The 22287-nt window shown below is 70.9% G+C and carries 17 protein-coding genes and 1 pseudogene; 9 read left to right on the forward strand and 9 right to left on the reverse strand.

Annotation, left to right across the window (positions count from 1 at the left end; all coding sequences use genetic code 11):
* Positions 1-140: 140 nt before the first annotated feature.
* From OG485_RS29250 to OG485_RS29265, 4 genes are all read left to right on the forward strand, one after another.
* Positions 141-1121, forward strand: coding sequence for a tetratricopeptide repeat protein (locus OG485_RS29250; RefSeq protein ID WP_328671472.1), 981 nt, complete (start codon positions 141-143; stop codon positions 1119-1121).
* Positions 1122-1740: 619 nt separating this feature from the next.
* A complete protein-coding gene (locus OG485_RS29255; protein WP_328448036.1) occupies positions 1741-2376 on the forward strand; it encodes a DUF6230 family protein in 636 nt (211 codons plus the stop codon).
* Between the two features lie 120 nt (positions 2377-2496).
* Complete coding sequence (locus tag OG485_RS29260) at positions 2497-3072, forward strand: DUF6114 domain-containing protein (protein ID WP_328671473.1); 576 nt, start codon at positions 2497-2499, stop codon at positions 3070-3072.
* On the forward strand, positions 3062-4369 hold the full coding sequence (locus OG485_RS29265) for a hypothetical protein (RefSeq protein ID WP_328671474.1): 1308 nt from the start codon (positions 3062-3064) through the stop codon (positions 4367-4369). Before OG485_RS29260 ends, OG485_RS29265 begins: the two co-directional genes overlap by 11 nt.
* A 91-nt stretch (positions 4370-4460) precedes the next feature.
* Here OG485_RS29265 and pyk read toward each other — a convergent pair whose 3' ends face one another.
* The 3 genes from pyk to pta all read right to left on the reverse strand — a co-directional run bounded on the left by pyk (position 4461) and on the right by pta (position 9337).
* Positions 4461-5891, reverse strand: a complete 1431-nt coding sequence (gene pyk / locus OG485_RS29270; protein ID WP_328671475.1) for a pyruvate kinase — start codon at positions 5889-5891, stop codon at positions 4461-4463.
* A 96-nt stretch (positions 5892-5987) separates the two neighbouring features.
* Positions 5988-7190: an acetate kinase gene (locus OG485_RS29275; RefSeq protein ID WP_443048947.1), complete on the reverse strand. Its 1203-nt coding sequence runs from the start codon at positions 7188-7190 to the stop codon at positions 5988-5990.
* 56 nt (positions 7191-7246) lie between these two features.
* Complete coding sequence (gene pta / locus OG485_RS29280; RefSeq protein WP_328671477.1) at positions 7247-9337, reverse strand: phosphate acetyltransferase; 2091 nt, start codon at positions 9335-9337, stop codon at positions 7247-7249.
* 249 nt (positions 9338-9586) lie between these two features.
* On the opposite strand from pta, the gene OG485_RS29285 reads away from it, so the two are divergent.
* Entirely contained in the window at positions 9587-10612 is a 1026-nt protein-coding gene (locus OG485_RS29285; protein WP_328671478.1) for an ATP-dependent 6-phosphofructokinase, read from the forward strand.
* A 197-nt stretch (positions 10613-10809) separates the two neighbouring features.
* Here OG485_RS29285 and OG485_RS29290 read toward each other — a convergent pair whose 3' ends face one another.
* The 3 genes from OG485_RS29290 to OG485_RS29300 all read right to left on the reverse strand — a co-directional run bounded on the left by OG485_RS29290 (position 10810) and on the right by OG485_RS29300 (position 14315).
* A complete protein-coding gene (locus tag OG485_RS29290; RefSeq protein ID WP_443048948.1) occupies positions 10810-11523 on the reverse strand; it encodes a helix-turn-helix domain-containing protein in 714 nt (237 codons plus the stop codon).
* Between the two features lie 207 nt (positions 11524-11730).
* The gene (locus OG485_RS29295; protein WP_328671479.1) at positions 11731-12408 is read right to left on the reverse strand and encodes a response regulator; all 678 of its coding nucleotides are present in this window, start codon (positions 12406-12408) and stop codon (positions 11731-11733) included.
* Complete coding sequence (locus OG485_RS29300) at positions 12405-14315, reverse strand: ATP-binding protein (protein ID WP_328671480.1); 1911 nt, start codon at positions 14313-14315, stop codon at positions 12405-12407. The genes OG485_RS29295 and OG485_RS29300 overlap by 4 nt, the downstream gene beginning before the upstream one ends.
* A 229-nt stretch (positions 14316-14544) precedes the next feature.
* Here OG485_RS29300 and OG485_RS29305 point away from each other — a divergent pair, with 229 nt between their 5' ends.
* Positions 14545-15957 (forward strand): cation:dicarboxylate symporter family transporter, encoded by a 1413-nt coding sequence (locus OG485_RS29305; RefSeq protein WP_328671481.1) that lies wholly within the window; start codon positions 14545-14547, stop codon positions 15955-15957.
* 151 nt (positions 15958-16108) lie between these two features.
* Here the strand turns inward: OG485_RS29305 and OG485_RS29310 are convergent, their stop codons facing one another.
* Positions 16109-16726 carry a TetR/AcrR family transcriptional regulator gene (locus OG485_RS29310; RefSeq protein WP_328674709.1) on the reverse strand — a complete coding sequence of 206 codons (618 nt, stop codon included), beginning with the start codon at positions 16724-16726 and terminating at the stop codon, positions 16109-16111.
* Positions 16727-16904: 178 nt separating this feature from the next.
* Between OG485_RS29310 and OG485_RS29315 the strand changes: the two are divergent.
* Both OG485_RS29315 and OG485_RS29320 read left to right on the forward strand, forming a co-directional pair.
* Positions 16905-18572: pseudogene (locus tag OG485_RS29315) on the forward strand (MFS transporter); the annotation flags it as partial.
* A 426-nt stretch (positions 18573-18998) separates the two neighbouring features.
* Positions 18999-19763 (forward strand): DUF2127 domain-containing protein, encoded by a 765-nt coding sequence (locus OG485_RS29320; RefSeq protein ID WP_328671482.1) that lies wholly within the window; start codon positions 18999-19001, stop codon positions 19761-19763.
* A 36-nt stretch (positions 19764-19799) separates the two neighbouring features.
* Here OG485_RS29320 and OG485_RS29325 read toward each other — a convergent pair whose 3' ends face one another.
* A complete protein-coding gene (locus tag OG485_RS29325) occupies positions 19800-20699 on the reverse strand; it encodes an aldo/keto reductase (RefSeq protein WP_328671483.1) in 900 nt (299 codons plus the stop codon).
* 1 nt (position 20700) lies between these two features.
* Positions 20701-21639 carry an NAD-dependent epimerase/dehydratase family protein gene (locus tag OG485_RS29330; protein WP_328674710.1) on the reverse strand — a complete coding sequence of 313 codons (939 nt, stop codon included), beginning with the start codon at positions 21637-21639 and terminating at the stop codon, positions 20701-20703.
* A gap of 111 nt (positions 21640-21750) precedes the next feature.
* On the opposite strand from OG485_RS29330, the gene OG485_RS29335 reads away from it, so the two are divergent.
* Positions 21751-22272, forward strand: a complete 522-nt coding sequence (locus OG485_RS29335; protein ID WP_328671484.1) for an Lrp/AsnC family transcriptional regulator — start codon at positions 21751-21753, stop codon at positions 22270-22272.
* Positions 22273-22287 lie beyond the last annotated feature (15 nt).

The raw sequence follows: 22287 nt of genomic DNA on the forward strand, positions 1-22287 counted from the left end.
CGCTACGACTCGTAGCGAAAGCTCGACCGCGGCGACAACCGCACAGGCGTCAGGTGGGGACCCGGCGCCGAACAGGCCTGACACAGCCTGGCTTTCACGACGCTTTTCACACGTGCGCGAGGAAGGGGGAGGATGTACTCATGCAGCCACGGAACATGTCCATGAGCGGAGTCGTCGACCTCGCCGCGGTGAAGGCGGCCCAGGAGGCCAAGTCGAAGGCGGAGCAGGCGCGAGCCGAAGCCGCCAGGCAGGGCGGAGGCGGGGCCGTGACTCCCGCGAGCCTCGTCATCGACGTCGACGAGGCCGGATTCGAGCAGGATGTCCTGCAGCGCTCCACCGAGGTGCCCGTCGTCATCGACTTCTGGGCCGAGTGGTGCGAGCCCTGCAAGCAGCTGAGCCCGCTCCTGGAGCGGCTGGCCGTCGAGTACGACGGGCGCTTCGTGCTCGCCAAGATCGACGTCGACGCCAATCAGATGCTGATGCAGCAGTTCGGGGTCCAGGGGATCCCGGCCGTATTCGCGGTGGTGGCCGGACAGGCCCTGCCGCTCTTCCAGGGAGCCGCCGCCGAGGCGCAGATCCGCGGGACCCTCGACCAGCTCGTCCAGGTGGCCGAGCAGCGCTTCGGTCTGACCGGCCTGACGGTCGACGCCGACGCCGACGCCGGGCCGGGCGAGTCCCCCGCGGCACGGGAGGTGCCGGCCGGACCGTACGACGCTCTGCTGGAGGCCGCCGTGCAGGCGCTGGACGCGGGCGACTTCGGCGGTGCCGTCCAGGCGTACAAGAACGTGCTGGGCGACGACCCGGGCAACACGGAGGCCAAACTCGGCCTGGCCCAGGCCGAGTTGCTCCAGCGGGTGCAGAGTCTCGACCCGCAGCGGGTGCGCCAGGACGCCGCCGAGAAGCCCGGTGACGTGGCGGCGCAGATCGCGGGGGCCGACCTGGACCTCGTCGGCGGCCATGTGGAGGACGCCTTCGGGCGGCTCATCGACACCGTGCGGCGCACGGCGGGCGACGACCGGGACGCCGTACGCGTGCGGCTGTTGGAACTCTTCGAGGTCGTCGGCGCCGACGACCCCCGCGTGATCGCGGCGCGCAGGGCCCTTGCCCGGGCGCTGTTCTGACCAGTCCGTAAACGCCAGGGCCTGTGATGCCCGGGTGAAAGATTGGCCGACAGGGACGCATGTGGCCGCGCTTTACCAAAACTTGGTAAACGCGGCCGCTGTTACTCGTAGTAAGTCGAGAGCGTTGAACTGTCTGATTCCGTCCGGAATTTGACCGCTGTGTCACCCCTGGCGGTGCCACCCTGAGTCGCCACCCGATACCGACGGGTCGTTCTTCGGTTATCCCGCCGTTACTAGCGAGTAACGAACCCCCTTGTGCACGCGGCGAGAATGCACCACGATCGGCGACGCTCGGTCCATTCCCGCACCCCGACAGCCAATCGGGTCGGCGGACTTTCTGGGTCCCCACCGAGTAGGACCGACAGCAGTGCGATCGGTTCTTGGGCAGGGGGGTCTTCGCCGTCCGGCGGAGCCTGTCCAGCAGGTTGTGCGTGATGTGTTCAGGCGCGACCAGTGGTTGTCGCTCGGGGGTGATCGCCGGTGATTCGGGTGCATTTCGCACCTCCGGGTACGGGCGCTCTCCTTCCCGAGGACGTAGCACTTCTCCCATCCCTGCCCGACTGAGCCGCCGCAACGTGGCAGTCAGGGCCAGGAGATGTACGTCCGAGAAGGAGGAAAAATTATGTCCCAGGTGCGTGGCGGGACCAGATGGAAGCGGTTCGCCGTCGTCATGGTGCCCAGCGTGGCAGCCACGGCAGCGATAGGTGTCGCCCTCGCGCAGGGTGCCCTCGCCGCATCGTTCAGTGTCTCCGGTCAGTCCTTCAAGGTGACCGCGGACAAGCTTGAGGGAACGGGCTTCTCGCAGTACGGAGCCCTGGACCAGGGCACGGGCCTCGACGGCAAGGCTGCGCTGCACCCCGTCGCGGTGTCGGCGTTCAAGAGCGCCGACATCACGAGCATGTGTCAGTCCGTCGTCACCCCGAACATTCCGGTGCTCGGCTCCGTCAGCCTCGTGCTGAAGGCCGGTGGCGGCAGCACGCCGGTTCACGCCGACAACCTCTACATCGATGTCGAGGACCTCGGCGCCGACGCGACGTTCACGAACATCGACATCGGTGTTGCCGCCAAGGACGCCAGCAAGGGTCCGGGCATGAAGGGCGGCGGCGAGCAGGCCAACCCCTACGGGTTCGCCCAGCAGGCCGAGAAGGCCGTGCTGACCGACGTGAAGCAGACGGCGTGGGCGACCACCGCCGGCACGTTCAAGCTCAGCGGTCTGAAGATGTCGGTGTCCGCGGGCACCCACGAGTGCTACTGAGCACCCCAGGGGTGGGCGAGGAGGCTCAGGCCGCTTCGCCCGCCCCGCCGCTCCGCCCGTCGTACGCGGAGCACTCAACGCGTACTTCTCACAGCAATGCCGTTCCAGGGAGCTGTTTCCATGAGCGCCGAGACCCCTGCCGCGCCCGGCCAGCACGATGAGCACTACCTTCAGGTGTTCCGGCGGAACTTCCGTAACTGGAGGGGCGATCGCCCGTTCTGGGCGGGTCTGTACATCGTGTTCGGTGGTTTCCCCATCGCCTACTTCCCGTACGCGCACCTTCACCTCGGCCATCTGACGCTGGCGATGTCCACCACCGCCGGTGCCGGGTCCCTGATCATCGGCGTACTCCTCGTCGTGCTCGGGATCAGCCTCTGGTTCCAGAAGCACGTACGGACGTTCGCGGGTGTCGCCGCGATCCTCCTGGCCCTCGTGTCCATTCCGGTGGCTAACCTGGGCGGCTTCCTGATCGGCTTCCTGTTCGCCCTGCTCGGCGGTGCCATGGCGGTCTCCTGGGTTCCCGGAGAGCCCGAGGAGAGCTACGCCGCGTCGGGTTCCCTCGCCAAGAAGGACACGCCGGACGGTTCGGCGGCCGAGTCCATCGGGCACGAGGCGGCGCACGGTGCGGGCGACCCGAACGATCTGTCAGGAACGAGCCCGACCAACGGGGCGAACGGGAGGCACAGTGCCGGCTGACGAGGTGACCCATGGGACTGCTGTGGAGGAGTCCCGTGTGAGAACCGGGCCGCGCCACGCGGCCCCGAGGAAGCCGCTGTTCACCAGGTTCCAGATGCCCGCCGGCAAGGTGATAGCCATAGCGGCGATGCCGACGGCGGTGCTCATGGGCATGGGGTTCACCCCGACGCTCGCCCAGGCCGACGACCACTCCACCTCCAGGAGCCTCACGGCCGAGGAGTACCAGGCGTGTGTCGAGGCCGTCACCGGTGAGGAGGCGTCGGACACGGCGTCGCCCTCCGCCTCGGCGAGCGCGAGCGCGAGCGCGTCCTCGGACCAGGCCACGCCGAGCCCCTCCGCGTCGTCGGACTCGACGGACAAGGACACGGCCTCTTCGTCGGATTCAGGTTCCGACGACAAGGCCGAGCCCACCGCGTCCCCGTCGGCCTCCGCGAGCACGCAGGAGAAGGCGGCGGACAGCGCCGTCTCCACACCGACCCCCTCGGCGAGCGAGAGCAGCAAGAACCCGCTCGACCCGCTGGGCGTCGGCGACGCCATCAAGGACATCCTCACGCCCGACGAGACGGCGAGCTCCACTCCGGCGCCGTCCGCCTCGGCGAGCGCGAGCGCGACCGCCGGCTCGGACACGTCGGACGACAAGGGCGCCGCGGACACCGTCAAGGACACGACCGACAAGGTCACCGAGACGGTCGAGGACACCAGCGACAAGGTCACCGACACGGCGTCGAAGGCCGCTTCGGAGACCACCGGGAAGGCCGAGGACGAGGCCGCCGAGGCCACCGCGACACCCAGCCCCTCCGCGAGCGCCACCACGGACCCCGCGGACTGCCCTGTCGCCACCGACGACACGGGCGGCGTGGACAACCAGGTCGCCCTGCCGACCGATCCCTGGTACCTCAACGCCAGTTCGCTGCTGCTCAAGGGCGCCGACTACCAGGGCATAGTCAAGGTGAGGACCGCCGACGGCACCGTCAAGAAGGTGCTGAAGTACGTCATATCCGACGGCACCGACATCGGCGATCTCCACCAGACCGTGACCGACAAGCAGTCCGGCAAGACCTACCACGTGCAGGCCGCCTCGGGTTCGACGTCCACCATCCGTGACGGCAAGACGATCATGTACACGGAGAGCATCTCCGGGAACCTGCTCGGGCTCATCCCGGTCACGTTCGACCCGGACAACCCTCCGCCGCTGAACATCCCGCTGATCTACTTCACCAAGGTGAAGGTCGTTCAGGCCGGCCAGTTCGGCGGGACCCTGCACGTCCCCGGACTCCACCAGTACACGACCGGCTGAGTCGTCCAGAGCCCGTCCGGGAGCCGCACAAAACGCTGAGGGCGCCCCCTGTTCGACAGGGGGCGCCCTCAGCGGCGTACGGCGGGCGGGATCAGGCGCGGTTGCCCTCGCCCAGGTGGTGCACCCGGACCATGTTGGTGGTGCCGGCGACGCCGGGGGGCGAACCGGCGGTGATCACGACGACGTCGCCCTCGTTGAACCGCTTGAGCTTCTGCAGCTCGTGGTCGACCAGCTCGACCATCTCGTCGGTGCTGTTCACGAACGGGACGACGTGCGACTCGACGCCCCAGCTCAGCGTGAGCTGGTTGCGGGTGCCCTCGTCCGTGGTGAAGGCCAGGATCGGCTGGGCCGCGCGGTAGCGCGAGAGCCGGCGGGCGGTGTCACCGGACTTGGTGAAGGCCACCAGGCCCTTGCCGCCGAGGAAGTCGGCGATCTCGCAGGCGGCGCGGGCGACCGAACCACCCTGCGTGCGCGGCTTCTTGCCCGGGACCAGCGGCTGAAGACCCTTGGAGAGGAGCTCCTCCTCGGCCGCGGTGACGATCTTCGACATCGTCTTCACGGTCTCGACCGGGTACGCGCCCACGCTGGACTCGGCGGACAGCATGACCGCGTCCGCGCCGTCCAGGATCGCGTTGGCCACGTCGGAGGCCTCGGCGCGCGTCGGACGGGAGTTGGTGATCATCGACTCCATCATCTGGGTCGCCACGATCACCGGCTTGGCGTTGCGGCGGCACAGCTCCACGAGGCGCTTCTGCACCATCGGGACCCGCTCCAGCGGGTACTCGACGGCGAGGTCGCCACGGGCCACCATGACGGCGTCGAACGCCGCGACGACGCCCTCCATGTTGTCGACCGCCTGCGGCTTCTCCACCTTGGCGATGACGGGGACGCGGCGGCCCTCCTCGTCCATCACCTTGTGGACGTCGTTCACGTCGTTGGCGTCGCGCACGAAGGACAGGGCGACCATGTCGCAGCCCATCCGCAGGGCGAAGCGCAGGTCCTCGACGTCCTTCTCCGACAGCGCGGGCACGTTCACGGCCGCGCCGGGCAGGTTGATGCCCTTGTGGTCGGAGATCACGCCGCCCTCGATGACGACCGTCTTGACCCGGGGGCCGTCGATCTCGACGACGCGCAGCTCGACGTTGCCGTCGTTGATGAGGATCTGGTCGCCGTGGGAGACGTCCCCGGGCAGACCCTTGTAGGTCGTGCCGCAGATGTGCTTGTCACCCGGCACGTCCTCGGCCGTGATGACGAACTCGTCGCCACGCTCCAGCTCGACGGGGCCTTCGGCGAAGGTCTCCAGGCGGATCTTCGGGCCCTGCAGGTCGGCGAGCACACCGATGGCGACACCGGTCTCGGCCGAGGCGGTCCGGACACGGTCGTACCGGCCCTGGTGCTCGGCGTGGGATCCGTGGCTGAAGTTGAAACGGGCCACGTTCATGCCGGCCTGGATCAGCTCGACCAGCTTCTCGTGGGAGTCGACCGCGGGGCCGAGAGTACAGACGATTTTCGAACGGCGCATGGGGCGATCCTATCGGTTTGTTTCGCATCGGAATATTCCGTCTGGCGGAAGATACAAATGGGCGGGCGGGTGCTCAGGCGTGGCTTTCCGGCCCGCTCAGGCATCGCCCTTTCCGACCAGCGCGTACGTCTGTGTGGCGATTTCCAGTTCCTCGTCCGTCGGCACGACGGCGACCGCGACGCGCGCGTACGGCGGTGAGATGAGCCGGGGCTCACCGCCGCGCACGGCGTTCAGTTCGCCGTCGACCGCGAGCCCCAGTTCCTCCAGGCCCCGGATCGCGGCCTCGCGCACCGAGGTGGCGTTCTCGCCCACTCCGGCGGTGAAGGTGACGGCGTCCACCCGGCCGAGGACCGCGTAGTAGGCGCCGATGTATTTCTTCAGCCGGTGGATGTAGATGTCGAAGGCGAGCCGGGCCTGTTCGTCCCCCTCGTCGACACGTCGGTCGATCTCCCGCATGTCGTTGTCGCCGCACAGACCGATCAGACCGCTCTTCTTGTTGAGAAGAGTGTCGATCTCGTCCGTGGACATGCCGCCAACACGCTCCAAATGGAAGATGACGGCCGGGTCCACGTCGCCGGACCGCGTTCCCATCACCAGCCCCTCCAGAGGGGTGAGCCCCATCGAGGTGTCCACGCACCGCCCGCCCCTGACCGCGGACGCCGAGGCCCCGTTGCCCAGGTGCAGCACGATGACGTTGACCTCCTCGGGCGCCTTGCCGAGCAGTTCGGCGGTCGTTCGGGAGACGTAGGCGTGCGAGGTGCCGTGGAAGCCGTAGCGGCGGATGCGGTGTTCGTCGGCGGTCGCCACGTCGATCGCGTAGCGCGCGGCCGCCTCCGGCATCGTCGTGTGGAACGCCGTGTCGAAGATCGCGACCTGGGGGAGGTCCGGGCGCAGTGCCATCGCGGTGCGGATGCCGGTGAGGTTCGCCGGGTTGTGCAGCGGAGCGACCGGGATCAGCCGCTCGATCTCGGCGAGCACCGCGTCGTCGATGACCGTCGGTTCGGTGAAGGTCTGCCCGCCGTGCACCACCCGGTGGCCGATGGCGGCCAGTTCGGGGGAGTCGAGGCCGAGCCCGTCCACCGCCAGTTCCTGCGCCATCGCCTTCAGCGCGGCGTCGTGGTCGGCGAACGTGTCGGCCCTCTCGCGGGTCTCGCCCGTCGTTCGCGTGGTGTGGCGCAGCAGGGAGGTTCCCTCGCCGATGCGCTCCACCAGGCCGACGGCCAGCCGGGTGCCGTCGCGCATGTCGAGCAACTGGTACTTCACCGACGACGAGCCGGAGTTGAGGACGAGGACCCGCACGGCCGGCGGGGCGGCGGGCTCCTTCGGCGCGGCGGCCGAGGGGGACGGGTGGGCGCTCACGGACGGGCAGCCTTCTGGTCGGGGGTCTGGGACTGGATCGCCGTGATGGCGACCGTGTTGACGATGTCCTGGACGAGCGCGCCGCGGGACAGGTCGTTGACGGGCTTGCGCAGACCCTGGAGCACCGGGCCGACGGCGATCGCGCCGGCCGAACGCTGCACGGCCTTGTAGGTGTTGTTGCCGGTGTTGAGGTCGGGGAAGATCAGCACGGACGCCTGTCCGGCGACCTTCGAGCCCGGCAGCTTGGTCGCCGCGACCGACGGCTCGACGGCGGCGTCGTACTGGATCGGCCCCTCGATCCGCAGGTCGCCCCGGCGCGCGCGGACCAGCTCGGTCGCCTCGCGCACCTTGTCGACGTCGGCGCCCGAACCCGAGGTGCCCGTGGAGTACGACAGCATCGCGATCCGCGGCTCGACACCGAACTGCCGCGCGGTGGCGGCCGAGGAGATGGCGATGTCGCAGAGCTGCTCGGCGTCCGGGTCGGGGTTCACCGCGCAGTCGCCGTAGACCAGGACCTTGTCGGCCAGGCACATGAAGAAGACGGACGAGACGATCCGTGACTCCGGCCTGGTCTTGATGATCTCGAACGCGGGCCGGATCGTCGCCGCCGTCGAGTGCGCGGCCCCCGACACCATCCCGTCGGCGAGGCCCTCCTGCACCATGAGCGTGCCGAAGTAGTTCACGTCGGCGACGACGTCGTAGGCCAGCTCGACCGTGACCCCCTTGTGGGCGCGCAGTTCGGCGTACTTCTCGGCGAAGGAGTCCCGCAGCGGTGACGTCTGCGGGTCGACGATCTGGGTGGCGCTGATGTCGATGCCGAGGTCGGCGGCCTTCTTGCGGATCTGGTCGACCGGGCCCAGCAGGGTCAGATCGCACACACCCCGGCGCAGCAGCACCTCGGCGGCGTGCAGGACGCGCTCCTCGGTGCCCTCGGGCAGCACGACGCGACGCCGGTCGGAGCGGGCCTGCTCCAGGAGCTGGTGCTCGAACATCATCGGGGTGAGCCGGTCGCTGCTGGGCGCGGAGACCCGCTTCAGCAGGTCGGCGGTGTCCACATGCCGCTCGAACAGGCCGAGCGCGGTCTCCGCCTTGCGGGGCGTGGCCGCGTTCAGCTTGCCCTCCATGGCGAAGAGCGCCTCCGCGGTGGGGAAGGAGTTACCGGCCACCGACACGACCGGGGTGCCGGGCGCGAGGCGGGCCGCGAGCGTGAGGATCTCGCTGTCGGGCCGCTCGTCCAGGGTGAGCAGGATGCCGGCTATGGGCGGGGTGCCGGCGCTGTGCGCGGCCAGCGAGCCGATCACCAGATCGGCCCGGTCCCCCGGCGTGACCACGAGGCATCCCGGGGTCAGCGCCTTGAGGAAGTTCGGCAGCATCGCTCCGCCGAAGATGAAGCCGAGCGCGTCACGGGCGAGCCCCGCGTCGTCGCCGAGGAGCACCGTGCCGCCGAGCGCGTGGGTGATCTGCGCGACCGTGGGGGCGGAGAGCGCGGGTTCGTCCGGAAGGACGTAACAGGGCACCGGGAGCCGGGAGTCGAGCCGTTCCACGATCGCCGTGCGGTCCTCGGGGGCCACCCGGTTCACCACCATGGCGAGGACGTCGCACCCGAGCCCGTCGTACGCGCGGTACGCGTTGCGGGTCTCGGCGCGCACCGACTCGGCGCTCTGGCCCCGGCCGCCGACGACCGGGATCACGGACGCGGCGAACTCGTTGGCCAGACGGGCGTTGAGCGCCAGCTCGTCGGGCACCTGGGTGCCGGCGAAGTCGGTGCCGAGGACGAGGACGACGTCGTAGTCGCGGGCGACCAGGTGGAACCGGTCGACGAGCGCGGACACCAGCTCGTCGGTGCCCTGCTCGGCCTGGAGCGCGGACGCTTCGTGGTAGTCCATGCCGTAGACCGTCGCCGGGTCCTGCGCCAGCCGGTAACGGGCCCGCAGCAGCTCGAAGAGCCGGTCCGGACCGTCGTGCACGAGCGGACGGAACACCCCCACCCGGTCGACCTGGCGGGTCAGCAGTTCCATGACCCCCAGTTCGACGACCTGACGGCCGTCACCTCGGTCGATCCCGGTCACGTACACGCTGCGCGTCACGCGTGCTCTCCATCCGTTTCGTCGCCAGGCGGTGTCTGGGCTCGGAAAAAGGGCCCACCAACGTGAGCAGAACCCTCTTGACAATACCTCTGGCGCTGGCTAGGACGCCCGCCAGGAGGAACGTGCCGGTCAGCCGGGGGCGGCCTCCGGGCCGCGCGGGTGGCGGCGGACGGAATCGGCGGGTCACCCCGGGCCGTGAAACAATCGAAACGGCTCACACGAACCGCAGGGAGCAGGAGACACAGCACGATGCGCATCGGAGTTCTCACGGCAGGCGGCGACTGCCCTGGCCTGAACGCAGTGATCCGGTCGGTCGTGCACCGAGCGGTCACCAACTTCGGGGACGAGGTCATCGGCTTCGAGGACGGCTACGCCGGGCTCCTCGACAGCCATTTCCGCACCCTCGACCTGAACGCCGTCAGCGGCATCCTCGCCCGCGGCGGAACCATACTCGGCTCTTCCCGGCTCCAGCGCGACCGGCTCCGCGAGGCCTGCGAAAACGCCCAGGACATGGCCCGCGAGTTCGGTATCGACGCGCTCATCCCGATCGGCGGCGAGGGCACGCTCACCGCGGCCCGGATGCTGTCGGACGCGGGTCTGCCCGTGGTCGGCGTGCCGAAGACCATCGACAACGACATCTCCGCGACGGACCGCACCTTCGGCTTCGACACCGCCGTCGGTGTCGCCACGGAGGCCATGGACCGTCTGAAGACGACGGCCGAGTCCCACCAGCGTGTGATGGTCGTCGAGGTCATGGGCCGGCACGCGGGCTGGATCGCCCTGGAGTCCGGCATGGCGGCCGGCGCCCACGGCATCTGCCTGCCCGAGCGCGCCTTCGACCCGGCCGACCTGGTCGCGATGGTCGAGGAGCGCTTCGCGCGCGGCAAGCGGTTCGCCGTCATCTGTGTCGCCGAGGGCGCTCACCCCGCCGAGGGCAGCATGGACTACGGCCACGGCGAGATCGACCAGTTCGGCCACGAGCGCTTCCAGGGCATCGGCACGGCCCTCGCGTACGAGCTGGAGCGCCGCCTCGGCAAGGAGGCCAAGCCGGTCATCCTCGGCCACGTCCAGCGCGGCGGCTCGCCGACCGCGTACGACCGCGTCCTCGCCACCCGTTTCGGCTGGCACGCCGTCGAGGCCGCGCACCGCGGCGACTTCGGCATGATGACGGCGCTGCGCGGCACGGACATCGAGATGGTGCCGCTCGCGGACGCGACCACCGAACTGAAGACCGTGCCGAAGGACCGGATGGACGAGGCGGAGTCGGTCTTCTAGGCCCCGGTACGCGGACTTCCGGCCCCCGGGACCTGGACGTCCAGGCCTCGGGACCTGGACGTCGAGGGTCTCGGGGCCCGGGCTTCCATGCCTGGGGACCCGGAGGCGGAAGGCCGGTCCGGCGCTCGGCCGGGTGTCGGACCACGGCCCCGTCAGCGGCTTCCGCCCGGGGCCGTGGTCCCCCTGGGTCCGGGACGTCAGTACGCGCCGGCGCGGACAGCTGTCCAGAAATGGTCGACGATCCGGTCGAGGAAGTCCTGGCCGGACTCGCCGGAGCCGGTGGCGGCCGGACCGCCGCCCCAGTTCAGCGCGGCGGCCGTCCGCCCCTGGTAGTCGGTGTGCAGCTCCTGGAGCACGACCTCCAGGACGTCGCGCTCCAGCGGCACCACCTTCGCGACCGGGCGCACAGAGGCCTGCCACCGCGTCGTCACGGCGCCGCGCAGCAGGTCGGCGAGCCGGCCGTCGCGGCCCGTCACCGTGATGAAATCGGGCAGCGAGAGGTCGAGCGCCTTGGCCAGCGCGGTCGACTGCCGCTCGTTTCCGCGCCAGGTGCCGGACTCCTCCATCCGTTCGTAGGCGAGGAGTTCGATCCCGACGGCGTGTGCCACGTCCTCCGGGGCGAGATCACGGGCGACGCGGTGTTCGCGCAACGTGCGTGGCGCGCCTATGAGTTCATTCGCGGAACACCACAACACGCCGGCGAGAGCGGTGAGTTCGGGACTGCTCGGCGCGGCGATGCCACGCTCCCAGGCGGTGACCAGATCGGGTGTGGCGTACGGCAGCCCGTACGAGGCTCTCAGGCCGTACGCGACGTGCTCGGGCCCCATTCCGAGCGCTGCCCGCAGTCTTCGGGCGGCCGGGGCGTTGAAGGGCGGGGTGGGCTGTTGGGCTTGCGGTCGGTGCACGCGCACAAGGTATGGGCCCGGGGCAGCGGTGACTACGGTCTGTTCGGCCACAATCACAGATTGTAGGAACATACGGTTTCGGCCGCGGCCCTGAATTCGCCGTGCCGTCGAGGGCGTTCAGCCCCGAAAGCCGGCCGAGGATGACCGGGCCCTCCGCCGAGGGGCTTCGGCCTGCCGGCGCCGGATCGGTCCGCGGGGACCCGGTCCGGCGGGTCAGCCCTTGATCCAGCGGTACTGGAGCTCCGGCCGTCCGACCGTCCCGTACTGCGGGGCGCGTGCCGCCCGGCCCCCCTCCACCAGGTGTTCCAGATAGCGCCGGGCCGTGATCCGGGAGATGCCGACGGCCTCGGCGGCCTTGGCCGCCGTCAGGCCGTCCGCGTGGTCCCTGAGGGTGACACTCACGCGTTCCAGGGTCGGCCCGCTCAGCCCCTTGGGCAGCGCGGCCGGGCCGGGAGCCCGCAGGGCGGCCAGCGCGCGGTCCACCTCGGCCTGGCCGCTCGCCTCGCCGACCGCCGCGCGGAACTCCGCGTACCTGATCAGCCGGTCGCGCAGGGTGGCGAAGGTGAACGGCTTCAGCACGTACTGGACGACGCCGAGCGACACCCCCTCCCGCACGACCGCCAGGTCCCGCGCGGAGGTCACCGCGATGACGTCCGCGCGATGGCCGGCCGCGCGCAGCGAGCGCGCGAGCTGAAGGCCGTGCGTGTCCGGCAGATGCAGGTCGAGCAGCAGCAGGTCCACGGGCGTACGGTCCAGCGCGCGGCGCGCCTGCGCACCGGTGTGGACCTTGCCCACCGCCGTGAAGCCGGGCACCCGGCCGACGTACATGACGTGCGCGTCGGCGGCCACCGGATCGTCCTCGACGACGAGCACGCGGATCGGATCACTCATGCGCCACCTCCGGGCGGAACGGTCTCGGACGGCAGTGCTTCGGACCGCGTGCGCTGGGCGGGGCACGCGTGCGGGACCGAGCCGGTGCCGGTGCCGGTGCCGGTGCCGGCGTCGGGGTCCCGGTCCGAGCCGGGGCCGGTGCCCGGGGTTCGGGCCGGGGTGCGGCCGGGGTCCTGGGCCCGGTCTGCGGTGGGTCCGGCGTCCGGGGTTCGGACCGGGGTGGGGCCGGTGTGCCGGGTCGGAGCCGGGCCGGGGCCGAGGGCCGGGGTGTCGTCCGGGGGCTGGGTCTGGGGCGGGGCCGGGGCGGCGGGTGTGGTGGGGAGCGGCAGGCGTACCTCGAACTCCGCTCCGCCGTCCGTTCCCTCGCGCACGTTCAGTGTGCCCGCGTGCCGGCTCACCGTCTGGCGGGCCAGGGCCAGGCCGAGACCACGGCCGCCGGGGCCCGCCGGTTTCGTGGACCAGCCGCGCCGGAAGACCTGCTCGGCATGGGCGGGGTCCACCCCGGCGCCGGTGTCGGCGACCCGTAGCACCAGTGCCGACATCTCGGTGAACGCCGTCACCGTGACGCGGGCGCCCGCCGTCCCCTGCGCCGCGTCCATCGCGTTGTCGATCAGGTTGCCGAGCACCGTGACCAGGTCGCGCGGGGTGAGCGAGGCCGGGAGCAGTCCGTCGTCGATGCCGCTGTCCTCGGAGACCACGAGCTCCACCCCGCGCTCGTTCGCCTGTGCCGCCTTGCCCAGCAGCAGCGCGGCGAGGACCGGTTCGCTGACCGCGGAGATCACCTCGTCGGTGAGCGCCTGCGCCAGCTCCAGTTCGGCGGTGGCGAAGTCGACGGCCTCCTCGGCGCGGCCCAGTTCGATGAGGGAGACCACCGTGTGCAGACGGTTCGCCGCCTCGTGCGCCTGCGAGCGCAGCGCCTGGGTGAAGCCGCGTTCCGAGTCCAGTTCTCCCGTCAGCGACTGGAGTTCGGTCACGTCGCGCAGGGTGACCACCGTGCCGCGGCGTTCGCCGCCGGACACCGGGGAGGTGTTCACGACCAGCACCCGCGTGTCCGTCAGATGGACCTCGTCCACGCGGGGCTCCGCCGACAGCAGCGCGCCCGTCAGCGGCGCGGGCAGCCCGAGTTCGGCCACCGAACGGCCGACCACGTCGTTCGTGGTGCCGAGCAGCTCCCGTCCGCCGTCGTTCATCAGTGCCACCCGGAACTGCCCGTCCAGCATCAGCAGCCCCTCGCGTACGGCGTGCAGCGCGGCCTGGTGGTAGTCGTGCATCCGGCTCAGCTCGGCCGCGTTCATGCCGTGGGTGGAGCGTCGCAGCCGGGCGTTGATGACGTACGCGCCGACGGCGCCCAGCAGCAGCGCGCCGGTCGCGACCCCGATCAGGGGCGTGATCTGGTTCTGGACGCGTCTGGTGATCGCCTCGACCTTGATGCCGGCGCTGACCAGGCCGATGGTCCGGCCGTCGACCCGGATCCGGGTGACGGCGCGCACGGAGGGGCCGAGGTTGCCGGTGTACGTCTCGGTGAAGGAGTCGCCCCTCAGCGCGGGGCCGATCGTCCCGAGGAAGTGCTTGCCTATCTGCTTCTCCTCGGGGTGCGTCCAGCGGATGCCGCGCGGATCCATGATGGTCACGAAGTCGACGTCGGTGTCCCGCTGCACACGCAGGGAGTACGGCTGGAGCTCCGCGGTGGGGTTCGCCGTGCCGATGGCCGCGTGGACGGACGGGGAGTCCGCGACCGAGCGTGCGACCGCCATCGCCTGACGGCCCGCGGCCTCCTCGGCCTGGCTGCGGTCGCTGACGTAGGTGAACAGCGCGTATCCGGCGACGAGGACCGCGATGAGCACGGCCTGCATGCCGAAGAGCTGGCCGGCCAGGCTGCGCGGTCGCGGGACACGGGGAAGACGCATGCCGTTCAGTGTGCCTGGCCCGGCCGGGTGCGCCTCGGGCCGTACGGACTCGGCGTACCGACTCGGCCGGGTGGTTCCGGTGGGGCCTGTGAACTCAATGAACGGAAGGGTGACCGCCCTCACACGCCGGGAGATAGTCCCCTCAGCCCGGGAGCGAAGCCTTCCGGATCCCCGGACGTGAGCCGCACGCCGGGTCCGCCGGACGTGAGCCGCACGCCGGATGATGCCGATGACGTCGTCAAGGAGGGCAGCCGTGGCCAGCACGCCGCAAACGGCACCTGCCGCACCCGCCGCCAAGCGGGACCGCACGCACTATCTGTACATCGCCGTGATCGGCGCCGTGGCCCTCGGGATCGCGGTGGGCCTGATCGCCCCCGACTTCGCCGTCGAGCTCAAGCCCATCGGCACGGGCTTCGTGAACCTGATCAAGATGATGATCTCCCCGATCATCTTCTGCACGATCGTGCTGGGAATCGGCTCGGTCCGCAAGGCCGCCAAGGTCGGCGCCGTCGGCGGTATCGCGCTCGGCTACTTCCTGGTCATGTCGCTGGTCGCGCTGGCCATCGGTCTGGTCGTCGGCAACATCCTGGAGCCGGGCAGCGGCCTGGCGATGACCGACGCGGTCAAGGAGGCCGGCCAGGGCCAGGTGTCGGCGGAGGCGCTGCCGCCGGTCGACTTCGTGCTCTCGATCATCCCGACCACGATGGTCTCGGCGTTCACCGAGGGCCAGGTCCTGCAGACTCTGCTCGTCGCGCTCCTGACCGGGTTCGCGCTGCAGGCCATGGGAGCGGCCGGGCAGCCGGTCCTGCGTGGGGTGGAGCACATCCAGCGGCTCGTGTTCCGGATCCTCGCCATGGTCATGTGGGCCGCCCCGCTGGGTGCCTTCGGCGCGATCGCCGCCGTCACCGGTTCCGCGGGCCTGGACGCGCTCAAGAGTCTCGCCGTGCTGATGCTCGGCTTCTACGTCACCTGTTTCCTGTTCGTCTTCATCGTGCTCGGCACGCTGCTGCGGGTGGTGACGGGCCTGAACATCCTCACGTTCTTCAAGTACCTGGGCCGCGAGTTCCTGCTGATCCTGTCCACCTCCTCCTCCGAGTCCGCCCTGCCGCGGCTCATCGCGAAGATGGAGCACCTGGGCGTCGGCAAGCCGGTCGTCGGCATCACCGTCCCGACCGGCTACTCCTTCAACCTCGACGGCACGATGATCTACATGACCATGGCCTCGCTCTACATCGCCGACGCGATGGGCACGCCCATGTCGATCGGGGAGCAGATCCCGCTCCTGCTCTTCCTCCTGGTCGCGTCCAAGGGCGCGGCCGGCGTCAGCGGGGCGGGCCTGGCCACGCTGGCCGGCGGCCTCCAGTCGCACAAGCCCGCACTGGTGGACGGCGTCGGCCTCATCGTCGGCATCGACCGTTTCATGAGCGAGGCACGCGCGCTGACGAACTTCGCCGGCAACGCCGTGGCCACGGTCCTGATCGGAACCTGGACGAAGGAGATCGACAAGGAGCGGGTGTCCCGGGTCCTCGCCGGACAGCTTCCCTTCGACGAGAAGACCCTGCTGGACGACGCCGACGCCTCCGCCGACGTCCACGCGGACGTGCCGGAGCAGGGCGGAGAGAAGGAGTCCGCCACGGCGTAGGGCGCGTCCCAGGAGCTCCCGGGGCCTGTCCGGCACTCCCCGTCCGACAGGCCCCGGGATGCCGGGCGGCAGGGCATCCCCCACGGGCCCGGCCGCCCGGTGCACGGCTGGGAACGGCCGGGTCCCGGAGGTTCCTGACGCCTCCGCGGACTCAGCCGCTCAGCTTCGCCACCAGTTCGGTGGCGCGCGAGGCGGGTACGCCCGCCGCGGTCAGCATGGTGACCGTGGCGGAGCCGCCCGCCTCCTCCGCTGCCAGGAGACCGTCGTTCACCGCCTCCATGAGGGCGAACAGGGTCTGCTCGTGCACGTACGCCAGCGCGTTCGGAGGCAGCGGCGATTCGAACACGCCCTGCTCCAGGCCGCGCCGGAGAATCTCCGCGCAGGCCTCGCGGACCGGCGTCAGACGTTCGCGGATCCCCTGCATGGTGACGCTGCGCTGGGCGAGGGCGACCAGCAGCCGGTAGCGGTCGGCGATCTCCCAGACGGCCAGGGTCGAGCGGGCCAGTGATTCGGCCGGGTCCGCGACCCCTTCGCGGCCCGCCGCGTGCGCCGCCGCGACCGCCGCCACCGCCTCGTCGGTCAGGGTGCCGACCAGCGCCTCGCGGCTGGGGAAATGCCCGTAGACCGTGCGCCGTACGACCCCCGCCGCCCGCGCGATCTGGTCCATGGACGCGTCGGGGTCACGCAGCAGTTCGGCGAGCGCGACGTCCAGGATGCGGCGGCGGTTCACATCGGCGCGGCTCGGGTTACCCGTGGTCATGGCTGCCATTCTGCCCGCCCGTCGCCGGGCGGCCGCCTGTCCTGCGATCACGGGCCTCGACCTCCTTCATTTGCACAGCGCTGTGCAATCTCATATCTTGCACACTGTTGTGCAGTTGCACTCCACTGTGCAAGTCCTGGCGCGGACGATCTCCGTGCCCGTCGACGAAGGAAGGGCGACCGTAGCCATGCGTCTCGTCATGAACGAACCGGTCGAGAGGATGGACCGGCCCTACGCCAGGCGGTGGTGGGCGCTGCTGGTGCTCTGCCTGAGCCTGCTGATCATCGTGATGGCGAACACCGCCCTCACCGTCGCGGCACCCGACATGACCCAGGACCTCGGCCTGTCCAGCGCCGACCTGCAATGGGTCATCGACGGCTACACCGTCCCGTACGCCGCGCTGATGCTGCTGCTCGGCGCCATCGGGGACAAGTACAGCCGCCGCGGCGCGCTCATTCTCGGGCTCGTCGTCTTCGGCGGCGGCGCGATCGCCGGTTCGCTCGTCGGCAGCTCCACCGGGGTCATCGCGGCCCGTGCCGTCATGGGCGTCGGCGCCGCGCTGATCATGCCCGCCACGCTCTCCCTGCTCGCCGCGACCTTCCCGCGCGCCGAGCGGGCCAAGGCGATCGTCCTGTGGACCGCCACCGCCGGACTCGCCATCGCCGCCGGTCCGCTGGTCGCCGGCGCCCTGCTGGAGAACCACGGCTGGTCGTCCACGTTCCTGATCAACGTGCCGGTCGCCGCCCTCGCCATCATCGGCGCCCTCGTCCTCGTACCGCCGTCCAGGGCCGCGCACCACAACCGCATCGACTACGTCGGCGGGCTGCTCTCGGTCGTCTGGATCGGCTCGCTCGTCTACATGATCATCGAGGGTCCGCACTTCGGGTGGGGCGTCAAGGCCGTGACCGCTGCCGTGGTCGCGGGGGCCGGACTGGTCCTCTTCGTGCTGTGGGAGCTGCGCCACCCGCGTCCGGTCGTCGACGTACGACGCTTCGCCAACCGTCGCTTCGCCGGCTCGAACCTCGCCGTCGCCCTCTTCTTCCTGGCCGTCTTCGGCGCCTTCTACTACCTCACCCAGCACCTCCAGTTCGTCCTCGGCTACGACGCCCTGGACACCGGGGTGCGGATGCTGCCGCTCGCCGGCGCAGTCTTCGTGGGCTCGGCGCTCACCGGATACCTCACTCCGCGCATCGGCATGAAGTTCACGGTCACCGCGGGCATGGTCGGCGGCACCGTGGCGCTGGCCCTGCTCACCCAGGTGGACGCCTCCTCGGGGTACGGCGACCTCGTGCTGCCCCTCGTCATGCTCGGCCTCGCCATCGGGCTGGCGCTCTCGCCCTGCACGGACGCCATCATGGGCGCGTTCCCGGAGGCCGAACTGGGCGTCGGCGGCGCGGTCAACGACACCTCGCTGGAGCTCGGGGGCTCGCTCGGAATCGCCATCCTCGGCTCGGTGCTGGCGAGTTCGTACTCCTCGCACCTCGCCGACGCGACCGCGGGCAGCCGGCTCCCGGCGGGCGCCCTGACCACGGCGCAGGACTCGGTGGGCGCGGGGTACGCCGTCGCCCAGGGCATCGGCGACAAGGCCCGCGCGCTCGGCGAACAGGCCGCGCAGTCCGCGAACGCGGAGCAGGCGGCTCAGTTGAAGGCTCAGGCCGGGCAACTCGCCGACGGCGCCCGGCAGATGGCGGACGCCGTCAGCTCGTCCTTCTCGGACGCGGTGGCGCACACCAGCCTCGTCGGAGCGGTGATCCTGGGCGTGGGCACGGTGCTGGTGGCGGTACTGCTCCCGCGCAAGGCCCGCACGGAGACCGAGGCCGACGCCGAGGCTGCGCCCGCAGCCGCAGCCGCAGCCGCAGCCACAACCGAGGCCCAGCCCGAGGTCGAAGCCGAGGCCCAGCCCGAGGCCGAGGCTCAGCCTGAAGCTGAAGCCGAAGCTCAGCCCGAGGCCGAAGCTCAGCCCGAATCCGAAGCAGAGCCCGAGGCCGAAGCCGAGGCCCAGCCCGAGGCCGAGGCTCAGCCCGAAGCCGAAGCCGAAGCCGAAGCCGAAGCCGAAGCCGAAGCGGAGCCCGAAGCCGAAGCGGAGCCTGAAGCCGAGGCCGATGTCGAGGCCGAGGCCGGGAAAGAGGGCGACTCGGCGGGGGGCCGCGGGGCCGAGGGGGCGAGTGGTGCTCCCGACGGAACCGTGACCCCCCGGGCCGCCGTCTCGTAGAACATGCATGACCGTGCCGTGCCGGACCGACCGGCGCGGCACGGCACGTTTCCGCGGAGGACACCGAGCATGAAGATCGACTGGGACCGGCGTACCTGTGCGCGGCGCGGCCACGTGACGTACGCGCCCGACGAGCGCGTGCTGCGGGAGCGGCTGCGCGCCGAGACGGGTCTCGGCGAGGCCTGGCGCTGCCTGCGCTGCGGCGACTTCGCGCTCGGCGATCCGCACGGCTCGGGCCCCGCGGACGAGGCACCGCTCGTGCCGCGCGGCAAGGTGCTCCGCGACCTGTTCGTCCTGCGCTTCCTGGCCATCGAGCGGGCCGTGCGCGGGGTGTTCATCGTGCTGGTCGCGGCCGCCGTGTGGAAGTTCAGCAACAGCCAGGACGCGGTGCGCCGGCTCTTCGACGAGTACCTCGACGTCCTCAGGCCGGTCTTCCGGCACTTCCACTACGACCTCGACCACTCGCCCGTCGTCGGCACCATCCAGAAGACCTTCGGCTACAAGCACTCCACGCTGCTGCTGGTCGCGGTCCTGCTGCTGGCGTACGCGCTGATCGAGCTCGTCGAGGCGTTCGGGCTCTGGTACGCCAAGCGCTGGGCGGAGTACCTCACGGTCGTCGCCACCGCCGCGTTCCTCCCGCTGGAGATCTACGAACTCACCGAGCACATCAGCTGGCTGAAGATCGCGACGCTGGTCATGAACATCCTCGCCGTCCTCTACATCGCCCTCACCAAAAGGCTGTTCGGCCTGCGCGGCGGACACAAGGCGTTCGAGGCGGAGCGGCAGAGCGCGTCGCTGCTGGAGGTGGAGGAGTCCGCCGGGGTCATGGTCTGACCACGGCCCCGTGAGCCCGGGGCCCGGACCCCGGGCTCACGGGCCGAGGCGGGCCAGGTCCTCCGCGCTCAGGACCAGGTCCGCGGCCCCCGCGGAGTCCCGGGCGGTCCGCGGGCGACTGGCGCCGGGGATCGGGATCACCGTGGGGGACAGCCGCGAGAGCCAGGCGAGACAGACCTGCTGAGGGCTCACGCCGTGCTCCCGGGCCACCGCGTGGAAGGCCCCGAACCGCTCCAGCGAAACGTCGCCGGTCCCGTCGCCGGACGGACCGGCGGGGCCGTCCAGGGAGCTGCGGGAGATGCCGCCCAGCGGGCTCCAGGGCAGGAAGGCGAGCCCCAGCTCGGCGCAGAGGCGCAGTTCGGGTTCGCTGTCGCGCACCGCGGGGGAGTACTGGTTCTGCACGCAGACCAGCCGGTCGCCGAGGATCGCGTGGGCCCGGCGGATCTGGGCCGCGGTGGTGTTGGAGATGCCGGCCAGCCGGATCGTGCCCGCGTCGAGCAGGTCGCGCAGGGCGCCCACCGAGTCCTCGAACGGGACGGCGGGGTCGGGCTTGTGGAGCTGGTAGAGGCCGACCGCCTCCAGGCCCAGTCTCTTCAGGGAGGCCTCGGCCGCCGCCTTGAGATGGCGCGGGGAGCCGTTCACCGTCCAGGAGCCGTCGGCGGGTCTGCCCCGCCCGCCCTTCGTGGCCACCAGGACGTCCGCGGTGTCGCCGCCGTACGTCGCCAGGGCACGGGCCACGAGCCGTTCGTTGTGGCCGGGTCCGTCGCCGGGCAGGTGATACGAGTCCGCCGTGTCGAGGAGCGTGACGCCCGCGTCGAGGGCCGCGTGCACCGTCGCCAGGGCCCGCGCCTCGTCCGGCCGCCCCTCGATGGACAGCGGCATCGTGCCGAGCCCCACGGCGCTCACCCGTAGTCCGCCCAGGGTGCGGTAGCGCATGTCAGCCGTCCTTTCCGAGCGTCTCGGCCACCGCGCGCGGCAGCCAGGCCCGCGCGTCGCCGAAGGGGAAACCGAGCCGGGCGGCCCGCGTGTTGTCCATCCCGTAGGAACGGCGGAAGGAGAGGGGGGAGACCTCGCCCACCTCGACCGCCTCCAGCACCGTCCGGCCGTGCGGGAGGCGCGCGCTGATCGCCTCGCACAAGTCCTGGGTGGTCAGCGGTCCGTCGGAGGCGGCGTTGACCGGGCCGGTGAAGTCCCCGCCCACCGTCCAGAACAGGAAGTCGGCGATCTCCTCGACGTGGATGTAGGTCGCCGGACGGTTCACGGAGGGCACGACGATCGTCCCGCCGGTGCGGACGCGGTCGACGTAGTGTTCCAGCCGTCCGGTGAAATCGTCGTCCCCGCCCAGCACATGGGCGACGCGCACGGCCACGTACGGGAAGGCCGGGCCGGCCGCGAACACCGCCTCGGCCTGCCGCTTGCCCTCGCCGTAGTGCGCGTCGAGGAATTCCCCGTCGTCCCAGGGAAGAGAGAGGTCGACGGCGACCTCACGCGGGTCCACGGCGTCCTCGGCGACCGGCTCCGCCGTGTCCTCGTACTCGTACACCTCGACGGTGGACGTCATCACGTACCGGCGCGTGCGCTCCGCGAAGACCCGGCGGGCGATCTCCGCCTGCCGCGGTGTGTAGCAGACCTGGTCGACGACGACGTCGAAGACCCGAGAGCCCAGCGCCTCCTCCAGGGCCTTCTCGTCGTCGCGGTCGGCGACCAGATGCACCGTCCCGGCGGGCGGCGCGGACGACCCGCGGTTGATGACGGTGACCCGGTCTCCCGCCGCCGTCAGCCGGGCTATGAGACGTTTTCCGAAATACCGGTTTCCGCCGATGACGCAGATCTCCCGCACGTCGCCCTCCCCTGTTTCCGCGCACCCGTGCCCCATGCACCCGTGCGTCCCGCTCCACGCGTCCCGCACCGGTCGCCGGGCGTCCACGGCGCTTCGGCCTGTGGTCATAATTCTCCCGTCGCAGGGGTCAGGCCCGAAGGGGGAGACATGGGAGATCCGGCCGTCGCACCGAAGGAAACACGGCATCCGCGCGTCGTCTCCGGCGAAACGTCGGTGGGCTTCGACACGCTCGACCGGCAGATCCTGGAACTGCTCCAGAGCGAGGGCCGCATCAAACTCAGCGAGCTGGGCCGCCGCGTCCGGCTGAGCCCGGCCGCGGTCGCGGAGCGGGTGCGCCGGCTGGAGGCGACCGGGGCGATCACCGGATACGGCGCCCAGGTGTCGGCGTCCCGCCTCGGCTACGGCATCCAGGCCTTCATCCGCGTCGATCCGCACGGCGGCTACACCCTCAGGCATCCCCGGACGCTGGAGCTGCTGGCCCGTCCCGAGGTCACCGAGGCCCACCACGTCGTCGGCGAGGACTGCTGGATCCTCAAGGTCGCCGTCGAGGACACGATCCACCTGGAGGACGTCCTGGAACAGACCTCCGCGCTCGGGCGGACGACGACCTCGATCGTGCTGTCGTCCCCGGTGGACCGCAAACCCCTGCTCCCGCGCACCTCACGCTGACCCCGCCGGGACCGC

Origin of the sequence: Streptomyces sp. NBC_00328 (assembly GCF_036139655.1) — a bacterium.
Classification (GTDB): Bacteria; Actinomycetota; Actinomycetes; order Streptomycetales; family Streptomycetaceae; genus Streptomyces.